13 protein-coding genes and 1 tRNA gene are annotated in these 14,278 nt (G+C 72.9%); 9 read left to right on the top strand and 5 right to left on the bottom strand.

All coding sequences use genetic code 11. From position 1 onward, the window contains the following. Nucleotides 1–147: 147 nt before the first annotated feature. A complete protein-coding gene (locus AB0M93_RS28455; protein ID WP_364278873.1) occupies nt 148–1,365 on the top strand; it encodes a GGDEF domain-containing protein in 1,218 nt (405 codons plus the stop codon). On the opposite strand, the gene AB0M93_RS28450 is transcribed toward AB0M93_RS28455, so the two are convergent. Beyond that, a complete protein-coding gene (locus AB0M93_RS28450; RefSeq protein WP_364278350.1) occupies nt 1,343–2,368 on the bottom strand; it encodes a hypothetical protein in 1,026 nt (341 codons plus the stop codon). The genes AB0M93_RS28455 and AB0M93_RS28450 overlap by 23 nt on opposite strands. A gap of 163 nt (nt 2,369–2,531) precedes the next feature. On the opposite strand from AB0M93_RS28450, the gene AB0M93_RS28445 reads away from it, so the two are divergent. The 3 genes from AB0M93_RS28445 to AB0M93_RS28435 all read left to right on the top strand — a co-directional run bounded on the left by AB0M93_RS28445 (nt 2,532) and on the right by AB0M93_RS28435 (nt 7,152). Beyond that, a complete protein-coding gene (locus AB0M93_RS28445; RefSeq protein ID WP_364278347.1) occupies nt 2,532–4,685 on the top strand; it encodes a phospholipase in 2,154 nt (717 codons plus the stop codon). Nucleotides 4,686–4,830: 145 nt separating this feature from the next. Beyond that, nucleotides 4,831–6,501, top strand: coding sequence for an LCP family protein (locus tag AB0M93_RS28440; RefSeq protein WP_364278345.1), 1,671 nt, complete (start codon nt 4,831–4,833; stop codon nt 6,499–6,501). Nucleotides 6,502–6,681: 180 nt separating this feature from the next. Continuing rightward, entirely contained in the window at nt 6,682–7,152 is a 471-nt protein-coding gene (locus AB0M93_RS28435; protein ID WP_364278343.1) for a helix-turn-helix domain-containing protein, read from the top strand. Nucleotides 7,153–7,210: 58 nt separating this feature from the next. Here the strand turns inward: AB0M93_RS28435 and AB0M93_RS28430 are convergent, their stop codons facing one another. After that, nucleotides 7,211–8,668 carry an NAD(P)/FAD-dependent oxidoreductase gene (locus AB0M93_RS28430; protein WP_364278340.1) on the bottom strand — a complete coding sequence of 486 codons (1,458 nt, stop codon included), beginning with the start codon at nt 8,666–8,668 and terminating at the stop codon, nt 7,211–7,213. 113 nt (nt 8,669–8,781) lie between these two features. On the opposite strand from AB0M93_RS28430, the gene AB0M93_RS28425 reads away from it, so the two are divergent. Together AB0M93_RS28425 and AB0M93_RS28420 are read left to right on the top strand one after the other, a co-directional pair. After that, nucleotides 8,782–9,339: a TetR/AcrR family transcriptional regulator gene (locus AB0M93_RS28425; protein ID WP_364278870.1), complete on the top strand. Its 558-nt coding sequence runs from the start codon at nt 8,782–8,784 to the stop codon at nt 9,337–9,339. Between the two features lie 206 nt (nt 9,340–9,545). Continuing rightward, complete coding sequence (locus AB0M93_RS28420; RefSeq protein WP_364278867.1) at nt 9,546–9,971, top strand: hypothetical protein; 426 nt, start codon at nt 9,546–9,548, stop codon at nt 9,969–9,971. Between the two features lie 3 nt (nt 9,972–9,974). Here AB0M93_RS28420 and AB0M93_RS28415 read toward each other — a convergent pair whose 3' ends face one another. Further along, nucleotides 9,975–10,196 carry a DUF3618 domain-containing protein gene (locus AB0M93_RS28415; protein WP_004559246.1) on the bottom strand — a complete coding sequence of 74 codons (222 nt, stop codon included), beginning with the start codon at nt 10,194–10,196 and terminating at the stop codon, nt 9,975–9,977. Between the two features lie 99 nt (nt 10,197–10,295). On the opposite strand from AB0M93_RS28415, the gene AB0M93_RS28410 reads away from it, so the two are divergent. Further along, a tRNA-Leu gene (locus AB0M93_RS28410) sits at nt 10,296–10,369 on the top strand. A 115-nt stretch (nt 10,370–10,484) separates the two neighbouring features. Here AB0M93_RS28410 and AB0M93_RS28405 read toward each other — a convergent pair. Beyond that, complete coding sequence (locus AB0M93_RS28405; protein ID WP_364278337.1) at nt 10,485–11,324, bottom strand: NAD(P)H-binding protein; 840 nt, start codon at nt 11,322–11,324, stop codon at nt 10,485–10,487. An 84-nt stretch (nt 11,325–11,408) separates the two neighbouring features. Between AB0M93_RS28405 and AB0M93_RS28400 the strand changes: the two genes are divergently transcribed. Beyond that, nucleotides 11,409–12,335: an AraC family transcriptional regulator gene (locus AB0M93_RS28400; protein WP_364278334.1), complete on the top strand. Its 927-nt coding sequence runs from the start codon at nt 11,409–11,411 to the stop codon at nt 12,333–12,335. Here the strand turns inward: AB0M93_RS28400 and AB0M93_RS28395 are convergent. Beyond that, nucleotides 12,328–13,275 carry a saccharopine dehydrogenase NADP-binding domain-containing protein gene (locus AB0M93_RS28395; protein ID WP_364278332.1) on the bottom strand — a complete coding sequence of 316 codons (948 nt, stop codon included), beginning with the start codon at nt 13,273–13,275 and terminating at the stop codon, nt 12,328–12,330. The genes AB0M93_RS28400 and AB0M93_RS28395 overlap by 8 nt on opposite strands. Before the next feature lie 71 nt (nt 13,276–13,346). Between AB0M93_RS28395 and AB0M93_RS28390 the strand changes: the two genes are divergently transcribed. Next, nucleotides 13,347–14,264, top strand: coding sequence for a helix-turn-helix domain-containing protein (locus AB0M93_RS28390; protein ID WP_364278329.1), 918 nt, complete (start codon nt 13,347–13,349; stop codon nt 14,262–14,264). The last annotated feature ends 14 nt before the right edge of the window (nt 14,265–14,278 follow it).

Genomic DNA, 14,278 nt, shown 5'->3' with positions numbered 1-14,278 from the left:
GCGGCCGCCCCGCGGGCGCGGGGCCCGGCCGCGCACCCGCCGGTGACCGCGCACGCCGAAGCGGCAGGCCGCCCGGCCGGGCGCGACCACCCGTACCGGCCGCGCAACTGGGCGCTCTGGCGCCGCCCGCCGGTGCTGATCGCGTTCATGCTCGGCCTCGAAGTGCTCGCGATCGCCGTCCTCGCGATTTCCTTCGTCCATTCCGGGGTGCCCGGTAATCGCGACTGGATCAATTTCGGGATCCTCGCGGGCGGCGCGACCGTCCACATCCAACTGACCCAGCGGCAGGAAGAGCGGCGGCGCAACCGGACCAAAAAAGTCCTGATCGACCTGACCGCCGTCTGGACGTTTTCCGCCGCGTTGATCCTGCCGGTACCGCTCACTCTGCTCGTCGTTTTCCTGATCCGGTTGCAGCACTGGTTCATCGCCCGCAGGCCGGCCCACAACTTCATTTTCTCGTCGATCACCCACGGCCTGGCGGGCGCGGTCGCGCACCTGACGTACGGGGCACTCGGGCCGCACCTGCTCGGGCAGCCCGGCTGGGGCGGTTTCTGGCACGAGGCGGGCACCATCGTGCTCACCGGTGTCGTCTACGAAGCGATCCAGATCCTCTACGTCGGTGGCGCACTGGCGCTCGGGCTCTCGTCCGAGCCGACCCTCCGTAACGTCCTGGGCAGCCCGGCCGACAACCTCCTCGAAGCGGTCACCGTCGGCCTCGGCGCGGTGACCGCGATCCTGCTCGCCGTCGTCCCGCCGATGGTCGTCGTGATGGCGGTGGCCACCGTGGTCTTCAATCGCCTCGCGGAACTCGATCAGCTCCAGAACGACGTCCGGACGGACCCGAAAACGGGCATTCTCAACATGCGCGGCTGGTCGGAGTCGGCGGAGCGGGCGCTCGAACGGACCGCCCGATCGGGTGATCAGCTGGCCCTGCTGATGGTCGATCTCGACCACTTCAAGTGGATTAACGACACCTATGGACATCCGGCGGGCGACGACGTGCTCCGCACCGTTGCGCAAACCCTCGACGAAGTGACGAGACCGACCGACTTGGTGGGCCGTTTCGGCGGTGAGGAATTCCTCGTTCTGTTGCCGGACATCGACGAAGAAGCGACGTGGGACGCGGCCGAGCGCATCCGCTCGGCGATCGCCAAGCTGCACATCGTGACCACGGACAAGCGCGGCGACCCGGCGACGATCGCCGACCGCACGACGTCGATCGGCGTGGCCCGCCACCCGCGGCACGGCGACAACCTGGACCGCCTGCTCCAGTCGGCCGACGCGGCGGTCTACCTGGCGAAGGAGAACGGCCGCGACCAGGTCTGCTTCGCCCCGGACAGCCTCACGCCCCCAGCCGGACGGTGAGTTCGAGCTTGACGAGCACCTCGGCGCACGACCCGGCCGAGGACCGGTCGAGCCGCAGCCGCTCCCCGCGGTAGCCGGCGGACTCCAGCCGCAGCACGCGCGCACCGGGCGCGGGCCGGGGATGGCACCAGTGCCGCACGGTCCCGGCGCCGTCGGCGTCCTTGGCGAGGAGGAGGTATTCGTGGCCGAGGTCGTCGGCGACCCGCCCGAGGCCGTTCCACCAGAGGGCCCGGAGGGTGAGGCCGGCGCTGTCGCGCAGGAGCTCGACGGGCGGATCGGCGTGGACGTCGACGCGGAACCCGCGCCGGCCGACGCGGACCGAGCGGACGTCGAGGAAGGCGCTGGAGCCGCCGGCCTCCGAGCGCGGAAGCAGGCCGGCCGGGTCGTCGGTCCGGCCCTCATCGCGGCCAGGACGCCCGGCCGCCCCCGGCGGCGAGCCGGCCCGATCGACGTCTCCGGCGTGCTCGGGCGAACCGCCCGCGCCGGGGGCGTCATCTACCCCCAGCAGCAAGACCTCCCGCCCGCCGTCCCCGGCGTCGGCCGACGGCAGCAGCGCCGCCACGGCCAGCTCCGCCGCCACCCGCCCGTCTTCTTCCCCCGGCGCCACCGGCACCCCGCCCAGCTCACCGGCCAGCATGCGGTGACCGCCGACCTTCGCCCAGCTCAGCGCCGCCGCCCGCAGTCCCGGCTCGCCGCGCAGCCGCTCGCGCACCGGCCCCGCGCCGAAACCGGCCGCCCGGACCAGCCGGGCCGCCGCCGGGCCCGCGGTTCCGAAGAACCCCGTCATCGCCCGCCGCAGCGCCCGCAGCTCCGCGCCCAGCACCACCCGGGCCACCGCCTCGGGATGCCGCGAAGCCAGCGAGGCCGGCGAACAGTCCCGCAACGCCGCCGCCAGCAGCCGCAGCTCCGGCGTCGCCGGCTCGCGCAGGGAGGCGCCGGGCGCGAGCCGCCGCAGGGCGTGCACGGTGTCCTCCACCGGGACCGCCGATCCGCTCGAGCGCACTGCAGCCTCCTGGTCGCCGTGCCCCCTGCGCCAGTCTCGTCCGGGCGTCCGGGCGGCACCAGGGAGAAACGGGCAGCCGTCCGGGCAGCGTGCGGGAAACCGCCGCGCACTCCGGTGGCTATCCCCATGCCGGCCCGGCGGCGGGGCTGGCACCCTTGAACCCATGCCAGCCCCGTCCGAGCCGCCGCGTGTCCGCCGACCCTGGTCGACGTCCGGGTGGCTGCTGCTGGTCCTGCTGGTCGTCTTCGCGTTCGGCCTGATCGCCTCGCGGCCGCCGTCGCCCCCGGACCAGGGGCCGCCCACCGGGGACGTGCTCGCCGCGCAGAACGCCATCGACGCCCTGGTCCACCCCGGCCCGCACCCCGACGCGCTCGCCCGGCTGCCGAAGGACTTCACCGCGCTCAGCGGCGTCACCCCGGGCGCGATGCCGGCCCGCGACGGCACCGTCCGCGCGGTGCACGTCGACGGCGGCTGCTCGACACCCTGGGGCGACGACAACACGAAGTGGGACTACGCCGTGCCGTGCAAGGCGCACGACCTCGGCTACGACCTGCTCCGGTACGCCGACCGCAAGGGGCACCCGCTCGGCCCGGAGGTCCGGGAAGCCCTGGACAGCCGGCTGTCCTACGACATGCACCACGCGTGCGACCTCAACCCGATGAACTCGGCCCTCACCTGCCGGGTCGTCGCCTCCCTCTACTCGGCCGGGCTGGTCGTCAACTCGTGGCACCAGCGCTGGGGGCCGCCGGTCGGCGACCCGATCGGCCCGATGGTCGCCGGCGTGCTCGTCATCGGCTGCCTGCTGGTCTTCCGGCTGCGCGGCTGGCTGCGGGCCCGCCGCGAACCACGCCCGCCCGCGCCCGCCGTCGCACCCGCCGAGGTCAGCCGCTGGGCGCTGCTCGGCGCCGGCGGCGTCGTGGTCCTGCTGCTCGGTGAGTCCGTGACGGCGCTCGCGCACTGGGCCGGGGCGGACGAGACGGCGTGGTGGCCGCTGACCTGGCTCACCCAGCTGGCCCCGCTGATCTTCTTCGCCGGCGGCCACGCCAACGCGGCCGGCTGGCGCGCCGAGCAGGCCGCGGGCGGCGGCTACCGGCACTACCTGGCCGAACGCGCCAGCCCGCTGCTGCGCCCGGCGCTGATCTTCGCGGTCGTCGCGCTGCTGACGCCGCTCGCGCTCGAGCTGCTCGGGATTCCGGCCGGAACGACGGCCACCGTCATGCGGATCGCGTTGCACCCGCTCTGGCTGCTCGGGGTCTACCTGCTGACGATCGTCTGCGCGCCGCCGCTGCTGGCCCTGCACCGCCGGGCCCCGGTCGGCGCGGCCGTGGGACTGTTCGCGCTGGTCGTCGGCGGCGAAGTGACCGCCGACGCCGCCGGCTCGCCGCTGCCCCGCTACGCCGCGACGTTCGCCCTCGCGCTCCTCGCCCAGCAGCTCGCCTTCGCGCACGCGGACGGTGTACGCCCGTCACGACGTCTGCTCGCCGCGGCCGCCGCGACCGGGGTCGCGGGCCTCGCCGTGGCGAGTGTCCTGAAAGGCGGGCCGCCTGTCCTGCTCGGCAGCCCGGGCGCGCCGGCGGCGTTGTCCGCGCCGCCGTGGGGCGTGCTGCTGCTCGGCCTGGTCCAGCTCGGCGTGCTGGGGCTGCTGGCCGTCCCGCTGGCCCGGGCCGGCAGCCGGCCCGGCGTCGCCGCCGCCTCCCGGTTCGTCCTGCGCGCGCCGATGAGCCTGTACCTGGCGTTCCTCGCCGCGATGCTGCTGCTGGTCGCCGTCGTCTACCTGCCGGGCCGGATCGCCGACGGGCTCAGCTGGCTGATCCGGCCCCGCACGCTGGTCGCGGTCGGGCTGCTCGCGGTGCCGGCGACGCTGGTCTTCTGGTGGTTCGAGCGGCACACCCACGGCGTCCGGGAGCCGCGCGCGGCCGACCACCCCGGCCGCCGGACGGCGGTGCTGACCCGCGCCGCGGCCGGGCTCGGGATCGGCTACGCGACGCTCGGCGTGTTCGGCTTCGCGCTGACCCGCTTCGGCGGGGTGGCCGCCGACGCCGACCTGCTGGGCCTGCGGCTGGACCCGATCCAGAGCCTGGTGCACCTGCTGCTCGGGGTGTTCCTGCTGCACACGATCCGGATCGGGGCCGGCGCGGCGACCGGCACCTGGCTGACCACGGCGCTCGCCTGCGCACCTTCGCTGCTGTTCGCCGCCGACGGCAACACCCCCGGGTTCCTCGGCGTCACCCTCCACGCCGTGACGGCCGGCTTCGCCCTGCTCGCCGCCGCGGGGACGCTCCTGCCCGCCCGGCCACCGGCCAATGTGCCGTCCTGACCAGGCGAAACCGTGGGACCTGCGGGAAACTGGGTGGTGCATGACACATTCGTGGGGGGATGTGTAACGCTACGGCAACCCGGGGCAGGCACCATGCGTCCCATTCCGTAGCACCACCCGATCGATGCAGTGAGGAGTCGCCCGCGTGGATCACCCGCCTCGGAACGGGCAAGGCGGCCGCCGCCCCGCCCGGCCCTGGCAGGACGAGCCAGGCCGGGACGCTCCACGGCGCGGCACCCCGCCGTCGCGCCGCCCCGCACCCCGCCGCGACCCGGCGGACGCCCGCCGCCCGTCGCCGGCGCCCCGCCCGCAGCCGCGCCCGGCCCCGCGCGCCCGCCGCAACTCCTTCCGCGGCGCGAAGATCGCGCTGACCGTCGTCTCCCTGCTGGTGATAGGCCTGACCGGGTACGCGTGGGCGGCCATGCAGGGCCTGGTCAACGGGCTCAACTACACGAACGTGCTCAGCGACGGCGGCGGTGGCGACAAGCCCGCCGACGGCGCCCGCGACATCCTCCTGGTCGGCCTCGACAGCCGCACCGACGCCCAGGGCAACCCGCTGCCGCGCGAGGTGCTCGACGAGCTGCGCGCCGGCGACGCCGACGGCGAGCTCAACACCGACTCGCTGATCTTCGTGCACATCCCGAACGACGGCAGCAAGGCCGTCGCGATGTCCCTGCCGCGCGACTCCTACGTCGACATCCCCGGCTACGGCAAGCACAAGATCAACTCGGCCTACGCGCGGGCGATGCTGCAGGCCCGCAAGGACCTGCAGAAGCAGGGCGTCACCGACCCGAAGGAGCTCGACGTCAAGGCCAACCAGGCCGGGGCGCAGGAGCTCATCAAGACCATCGAGAGACTCACCGGGTCGACCATCGACAACTACGCCGCGGTCAACCTGCTCGGCTTCAGCGAGATCACCAAGGCCATCGGCGGCGTCGACGTCTGCCTGAAGAACAACGTCAAGGACGACTACTCCGGCGCGGACTTCACCAAGGGCCAGCACACCATCTCCGGCGTCGAGGCCCTGGAGTTCGTGCGGCAGCGCCACGGCCTGCCCAACGGCGACCTCGACCGGGTCGTCCGCCAGCAGGTGTTCATGGCCGGCATGGCGCGCAAGGTGCTGTCGGCCGGCACACTGACCAACCCGAGCAAGCTGTCGGACCTGATCGACGCCATCAAGAAGTCGGTCGTGCTCAACCAGAACTGGGACATCTTCGGCTTCGCCCAGCAGATGAAGGGCCTGACCGGCGGCCAGCTCGAGTTCCGCACCATCCCGGTGAAGAACATCGAGTACAAGACCCCCGAGGACGGCGTCGCCATCCAGGTCGACCCGGCCGAGGTGAAGCAGTTCGTCCAGAGCCTCGCCGGTCCGCAGCCGGGCCAGTCGGCGCCGCCGGCGGAGCAGGCCGACCCGGCGAACAAGGCGACCACGGTCGACGTCCGCAACGCCTCCGGCAAGACCGGCCTGGCCGCGAGCGTCGCCAAGACCCTCGACGCCAAGGGCTTCACCTCCGGCGACACGGCGAACGCGACCGCGCGCAAGACGACGGTCATCTGGGTACCGCGGGGCGGCAAGGCCAAGGGCCAGGCCGTCGCGGACGCGCTCGGCGCCTCGCCGACCATCCAGGAAGACAAGAGCGTCCAGGCCGGGCACGTGATGGTGTTCCTCGGCGCCGACTACGAGGCCACGACCTCCGCTTCGAGCTCGGGCGCCGGTTCCGCGGGGGCGACGTCGCAGGCCACCGCGCCGCCGCCGGCCGCCGCCGCCGACGAGGACAAGCCGATCACCGCCGAAGGCGTTCCCTGCGTCAACTGACCCGGTAGGCGAGCTGTCGTTCACCCGTTCGGCCTAACTCGCGCAATCGGTATCAAAGACATGCCGGAATTCGCGTAAGGGCCGGGCTCCAGCGCACTTACATACATGTGAGGGTGCACCTGCACGGGAATTATCACGGCCGTGCGGGTGCCGTGGGAGCGCACGGCAGGGGACATTGATGTGCTGATCGACGGTGAGGAGTACCAGCGGATCCTCGGAGACGAGCTCCGCAAGCTCCGGCGCAGCCGAGGCTGGACGCGCAAGGAGCTGAACCAGCACCTGCAGAGCGAGATCTCGCTGCAGACGCTGGCCACCTACGAGCTGGGCACCAGACAGTGCTCCGTCGTGCGCCTGGTCGAGCTGTGCGTCGCGATGGACGAACTGCCCCAGGACCTGCTGGCCAAGGTGCACCGCCGGGTGTTCTTCGACGAGCCGGGCCGCGTCCGCGTCGACCTGCGCAAGGTCCTCGCCGACGCCCCGCCCGACCTGCTGCCGCTGCGCCGCTGGGCCGAGGACCGGCTGCGGCAGACCGGCGAGCACGCCGGCGGCGAGGTCGCCCTCGACCTGCCGGCGCTGGAGCGGATGGCCGAGCTGTGCCGGCTGCCGACCGTCGACCTGATCGCCCGCCTCCGCCGCTACACCTCCCGCTAGCCCACCCGGGTCGTGAGTGTTCGGACGAGTTGGAACTCGTCCGAACACTCACGACCACTCAGCCGACCAGGAAGTCCTCGCGCCGCACCTTCCTCGTGTCGAGCCAGTAGCGCCAGGTGAAGCCGGGCCAGATCGTCCGGTTGACGCCCTTCGCGTCCAGGTACCAGCTCTTGCAGCCACCGCGCGTCCAGATGCCCTTGGCCAGCTTGCGCTGGATCCGCGCGTTGAACCGCTCCTGCACCTCGGGCTTCGGCTCGATCGCCCGGCCGCCGGCCAGCCGCAGCGCTTCGGCGACGTAGGAGATCTGGGCCTCGATCATGAACACGACCGAGTTGTGCCCGAGACCGGTGTTGGGGCCGAGCAGGAAGAACAGGTTCGGGAAGCCGGCGACGGTGATGCCCAGGTGCGTCCGCATGCCTTCGGTCGCCCACTCCTTGCCGAGGTTGCGCCCGTCCCGGCCGACGATCTCGAGGTCGTCGAAGGCGTCGGTGACGTGGAAGCCGGTGCCGTAGACGATGACGTCGGCCTCGTGCTCGACACCCGCGGCGTCGACGACGCTGTGCTCGCGGACCTCCCGGACGCCTTCGGTCACGACGTCGACGTTGTCGCGCGCCAGCGCCGGGTAGTAGTCGTTCGAGATGAGCACCCGCTTGCAGCCCATCGTGTAGTCCGGGGTGACCTTGCGCCGCAGCTGCGGGTCCGTGATCGCGCGGTCGATGTGGCGCTTGGCGATCCGCTGGCCGAGCTTCATCACCCACGACTGGCCGTTGAAGCCGACGGCGCGGGCTTCGAGCAGCCAGTAGAGCAGGGTGCGGTAGGCGCGCTGGACCGGCGGGATCGCCCGGAACAACGCACGGGTGCGCCCGGACATCTCGTGGTCGGCCTTCGGCATGATCCACGGCGGCGTCCGCTGGAACAGCGTCAGCTCCTCGACGTCCGGTGCGATCTTCGGCACGAACTGGACCGCGCTGGCGCCGGTGCCGATCACGGCGACCTTCTTGCCCGTGAGGTCGACGTCGTGGCGCCACTGCGCGGAGTGGAACGCCGGGCCGCCGAACGTCTCGATGCCGGGCAGGTCCGGGATCATCGGCAGGTGCAGCGCGCCGACCCCGGCGACCAGCGCGTGCGCCACGAACTCGTCGCCGCCGCTGGTGGCGACGTGCCAGCGGTTCTCCTCGGCGTCCCAGCGGGCGCCGGTCATCTCCTGGCCGAACCGGACGAACCGGCGCAGGTCGTGCTTGTCGGCGACCTCGCGCAGGTAGCGCCAGATCTCCGGCTGCGGCGAGTAGGCCCGCGACCAGCCCGGGTTCTGCTCGAAGGAGAACGAGTACATGTGCGACGGGATGTCGCAGGCGCACCCGGGGTAGCTGTTGTCGCGCCACGTGCCGCCGACGTCGTGCGCCTTCTCGAGGATGACGAAGTCGTCGCGGCCCTCCTTGCGCAGCTGGACCGCCATGCCGAGACCGGAGAACCCGGTCCCGACGATGACGACCCCGGTCTCCGTGCGGTTGCCCATGACGCCTCCCGGTTCCTGTTACCCGTCGTCCATCTTACTCAGAGTAGGTTACTAGCGGTAGAGTGTGCGGTGTGACCACCGCCAAGCGCAAGCGCATGCCACGGGCCGACCGGATGCGGCAGATGATCGAGGTCGCCGAGCAGGTCTTTTCGGAGCGCGGCTACGCGGCGGCGTCGATGGACGAGATCGCCGAGCTGGTGGGCGTCTCGAAGCCGATGCTCTACGAGTACTTCAACTCCAAGGAAGGCCTGCTGCTGGCCTGCATCCGGGAGTCACGGACGGTGCTGCGCGAGGTCACCGAGCAGGCCACGGTCGGCGCGGCGGACGCCGAGGACGCGCTGCGGCGCGGCCTGCTGGCCTTCTTCGTGTTCATCCGCGAGCGACGCCAGGCGTGGTCGCTGCTGCGGCACGAGATGGCGCTGATCGGCACGCCGGCCGCGGACGAGGTCGAGGAGACCCGCCGCCAGCAGACCGACCTCATCGCCGCGTTGATGAGCGGCTACTTCGACAGCGGCGACGACTTGCGGGCCGAAGCCGCCGCGGAATTCGTGGTCGGAGCGTGCGAACGGCTCGCGATCTGGTGCGAGCGGCACGAGGAAGTGAACCCGGAGACGGCGACCGAATACGCCATGGACGTGCTGTGGACCGGCCTGCGGCAGCGTGCACGTTAGCCTGCGCGTGCACTGGGCCATTTGGTGGTTACTCAGCGCTGTCGTGTCCTGTGACACAGAGTTGCTCTACGGTATCGATGACACGGTAGAAAGTGTGCTGGACTCTCACGACCGGAGGAGGGGCGCCCCACCCGCGTCATGGGAATGCGGTGGCCGCGTCACGGTTGTGTAAAGCATGCTGGTGTGAGGAGAGGGGCGTGAGGCAGATGGTGGAAACGATCACGGCGACGTACGTCCAGGAGGACGCGGACTGGGCGATCACGGTCAGCGGCCGCGGCAAGGAGCTGACCGCACGGGCGCCCGGCATCATCGCCGCCCGCGACCGGGCCGACCAGCTGGTCGAGGAGCTCGCCGGCGACGGCAAGGCGACGGTGGTGCACCTGCTCAACGGCAGCGCACTGGACTTCACCAGCGCCTACATGACCGCGAGGCTGACGCTCCCGAAGCTCCCCCCGCTCGAGGTCCCGCCGCCGGGCAGCGTCCCGAAGCAGCCGACCCCGGCATCGGCGTCGGCGGACATGAAGCCCCAGCTGCCGCCGAGCAAGCAGCTCCCGAAGGCGGTCGAGGACCGCAAGGCCCCGGCCGAGCCGGCGCCCGCCCCGGAGAGCAAGGCGCCGGCGAAGCAGGCCTGAGCGTTACTTGAGGAGCTTGCGCACCAGCAGGACGAGCACGAGGACGCCCGCACCGATCAGCGGGAACTTGACCTTGGGGTTGTCCAGCTTGGCGCGCACGCCGTCCTTGGCCGCGTCGGCGAGCTTCTTCGGGTCGGCCTTGACGGTGAGCTGGTCGAGCGTCGCCGCCAGAGCGGTCCTAGCCTGCTCGATCTCACGCTCGATCGTCTCGGGATCGCGGGCCACGTGTCCTCCTCGCCGCATGGGACTTCCGCGCCCCAACTTAGTCGACCGCCCCGCGGCCGCCGCACGGGCCACGCCGCACGCTAGGCTGCCGAGTGCTGCGGGCCCGTAGCCCAATTGGCAGAGGCACATGGTTTAGGTCCATGCCAGTGAGAGTTCGAGTCTCTCCGGGCCCACGAGCGAGCCGGGCGAGTCCTGCTCGGCGCTTCGCGGGACTCGCTCTTCGTGTTTCCGGGGGTGCCACCCCCGGACGTCGCCCGGCGGGCTTCGCCCCCGGAACCCCCACCGTGGTCACGGCCGCCACACCTCCCGGGCGTACGCCGCCGGCGTGCGCGGCGCCTTCCCGGTCAGCCGCCGGAAATCCTCGGTCACCGGAGCGAACACCCCGGCCCGCACCAGCGCGAACAGGTGCAGCATGTGGTCCACCCACGCCTCGGGGCGGCCCGACCTCGCGAAGTGCGCCCGGTGCTCGTCGATCGTCGCGTCCCGGTGCCGGATCGGGCGGCCCGAAGCCTCGGCCAGCAACGCGGCCATCTCCCCGAACGTCAGCGCCTCCGGCCCGGTGACGGTGTAGCCGCGGCCGTCGTGCCCGTCCTCGGTCAGGACCGTGACAGCGGCGTCGGCCAGATCGCGGGTGTCGGTGAACCCGACCGGGCTGTCGCCACTGCCCGCGTACAGTTCGCCGGTCTCGCGCAGCGCCCGCGCGAACACCCACTCGTCCTCGTCGAAGTTCTGCAGGAACCAGCTCGGCCGCAGGACGGTCCAGCGCTTGCCGGACTCCTGGACCGCCCGTTCGACGGCCCGCCGCGGCGCGTCGTCCGGCGCCCGGTCCACCCCCACCGCGGACATCAGCACGACCCGGCGCGCGGCTGGTGCCGAGCCGATCAGCCGGGCGACGGTCTTCGCGGCGTCGTCGTCGCTGTCCAATCCCTTGACGAACAACGCCTCGGCGTCGCCGAGGGCCGGGGCCCAGGTCCGCTCGTCGGCCCAGTCGAACCGCACCGGCGTCACGGAACCGTGCGCTTCGCCGGGGTGACGGCTCGCCGCCCGCACCGGCACCCCCGCCGCCGTCAACGCGTCCACCACGCGGCGCCCGGCCTTGCCGGTCGCGCCTTCCACCCAAACAGTCATCTCCCCAAGCTAGGCACCACGAGCGAGACGGTGAATGGCTCAAAAGCGCGTTGTATTGTCCAGGCGTCTCGCTAGGCTGAGCCGATGGACGTGCTCGCGGACGTACTGACGGCCCTGCGCGCCGGCACCCCGGTCGCGGCCCACACCGAAGCGCACGCGCCGTGGGGCCTGCGCTTCGACCACACCACCGGGGCCGCGTTCCACGTCGTGCTGGCCGGCACGGCGTGGCTGACCCCGCTGCCCGACGGGCCCGGCTTCGAGCCGGTCGAGCTCGGCCAGGGTGACGTCGTGCTGCTCGGCCGCGGTGTCCCGCACGCGATGACGTCCGAGCCCGGCACGCCGCTCGTCGCCTTCCGGCCCACCCGCCCTTCGGCGGCCACGCCGTTCGGCCGCGTCTCGCTGCCCGGCCCCGGCGCCCGCGCGACGATCGTCTGCGGCGCGTACCGGCTGCGGCGGCACCGGCCGCACCCGCTCCTGCGCGACCTGCCCGAGGTGGCCCACCTGCCCGCCGTGCCGGGACGCCACCCCGGGCTGCGCGCGATGGTCGGGCTCCTCGGCGAGGAGCTCGCGGCGCACCCGCCCGGAGCCGCCGTCGTCGCGCCCTCGCTCGTCGACGCCCTGCTCGTGTACATGCTCCGGGCCTGGCTGGGCGAGACGGCCGGGACAGCCGGGTGGCCGGCGGCACTCGCCGACCCCGTCACGGCCCGGGCGCTGGCCGCCATCCACGGCGATCCCGCGCGGGCGTGGACGGTCGAGCGGCTCGGCGCCGCGGCCGGGCTGTCGCGGGCCGCGTTCGCCCGGCGGTTCACCACCCTCGTCGGCGAACCGCCGCTGACCTACCTGACCCGCTGGCGGATGACGACGGCCGCGCGGCTGCTGCGCGAGACCGACCGGCCGCTGGCGCAGGTGGCTTCGGCCGTCGGCTACGGATCGGCGTTCGCCTTCGCCAAGGCGTTCCGGCGCGAGTACGCGACCACCCCGGGCGGCTACCGCAGCGCCACGCTCAGCTGAACTCGACCGTGATGTGCGGCGCCAGCGCCCGCAGGAAATCGGCCGCGTCGAACATCTCCCCCGCCGCCGCCACGCCCTTCGCGCGGACCCGGCCGGTGAGGATCCGCTCCACCGCTTCGACCGCCAGCGGCGCGCTCACCGCGTAGATGTCCTCGCCGCGCGCCACGATCCGGCGCTCCTCGGCCCCGGCGCGGACGACCACCTCCACCACGAACGTCTCGGCCGAGTCGCGTTCACCCGCCGCCGCCAATCCCTGCGCCGCGTCCACCGTCATGTACGACGTCACCGACGAGACCTTCAGGTGCCGCGGGATGGTGACGATGTCCGCCATCGAGAACTCGCCGAGGACCGGCCGGGTGCCGAGCGGCTCGGGGAACGCCCACTCCAGCGCCGGCAGGGCGTCGTCGCGGTACTCCAGCCGGCCGTTCGCGTACCGGATGCGCCGGCCGTCGCGGCGTTCGCGGGACACCCGGCCCGCCGCCAAGGTCCCGGGCGTCGGGTGCCAGCCGCTGAGGCCGTAGGCGACGTGCACCTCGTCGGCCGCTGCCCAGTCCCCCATGGCCGCCGTGGCCAGGAGGTCGGCCAGGCCGCCGAAGAACGCCATCGCGGGCACCACCGCCGTGTCGGCGGCCAGCGCGAAGGTGTCGAGGTTGGCCTCGATCTCCGCGGCGACGTCCACGTACGGGACGCCGGCGCGGATCGCCGCCTCGGCCACCGGGCGCGCCGTCACCGCGAACGGGCCCGCGCAGTTGATCACGGCCGCCACGCCGTCCAGGGCGCGGTCGAGCGAGGCCGGATCGTCGACCGACGCCGCCCGCCCGCCCGGCAGCCGGGCCGCGTCCCGTCCGGAAAGGACCGGCTCGAAGCCGCGTTTTTCCAGCTCAGCTACCACGAAGCGGCCGGTGTGTCCGTAAGCGCCGTAAACGAGTACCGAAGTCATGCCGATCATCCTGACGACGGCTCGCCGAGGTCACCAGTGTCCGGAACGACGTGCTGCGTACAGTTTCGGACATGCACGCAGTCGCGCTCGCCGCCACCGACGGGATGCTGTCGTTCGAGCTGACCATCGCCACCGAGGTGTTCGGCGACGATCCCCGCTACGGCTTCGCGGTCTGCGGCTCGCACGCGGTGCGGGTCGGCCGGTTCCTGCTGGAACCGGACCACGGCCTCGGCCGGCTGGCGAGCGCGGACACGGTGCTCGTGCCGGGCTGGGCCGACGTCGACGCGGACCCGCCCGCGGACCTGGTCGACGCCGTCCGCGCGGCCCATGCGCGCGGCGCCCGGGTGGCGTCGCTGTGCACGGGCGCGTTCGTGCTGGCGGCCGCCGGTCTGCTGGACGGCCTGCGCGCGACGACGCACTGGGCGCACACCGACGTCCTCGCCGCCCGCTACCCGCGCGTGACGGTGGACCCGGACGTGCTCTACGTCGACAACGGCCAGGTCCTCACCTCGGCGGGCAAGGCGGCGGCGATGGACCTGTGCCTGCACCTGGTCCGCGCCGACCACGGCCCGGCGGCGGCCAACACGATCGCCCGCCGCCTGGTCGTCCCCCCGCACCGGGCGGGCGGCCAGGCCCAGTTCGTCCCGGCCCCGGTCCCCACCCGCGACGACCACCCCCTGGCGGCGCTGCTCCCGTGGATCACGGCCCGCCTCGACCACCCGCTGACGGTGGAAGACCTGGCCCGCCGGGCGAACATGAGTTCCCGCCACCTGGCCCGCCACTTCCGCGCGGCAACGGGCACGACACCGTTGCAGTGGTTGCTGACCCAGCGCATCCGCCGCGCACAGGAGCTGCTGGAGAACACGGACGCGAGCATCGACGCGGTGGCGTCATCGGTCGGCATGGGCACGGCGACGACGTTGCGGCGGCACTTCAACCGGACGGTCGGCGTGCCCCCGGACACCTACCGCCGGACGTTCCGCAGCTGAGTCGCGCGGCTGAG

Origin of the sequence: Amycolatopsis sp. NPDC051102, from assembly GCF_040682815.1 — a bacterium.
Classification (GTDB): Bacteria; Actinomycetota; Actinomycetes; order Mycobacteriales; family Pseudonocardiaceae; genus Amycolatopsis.
The sequence above is the reverse complement of the archived record's forward strand: the minus strand, read 5'-3'. Positions and strand labels throughout refer to the sequence as shown.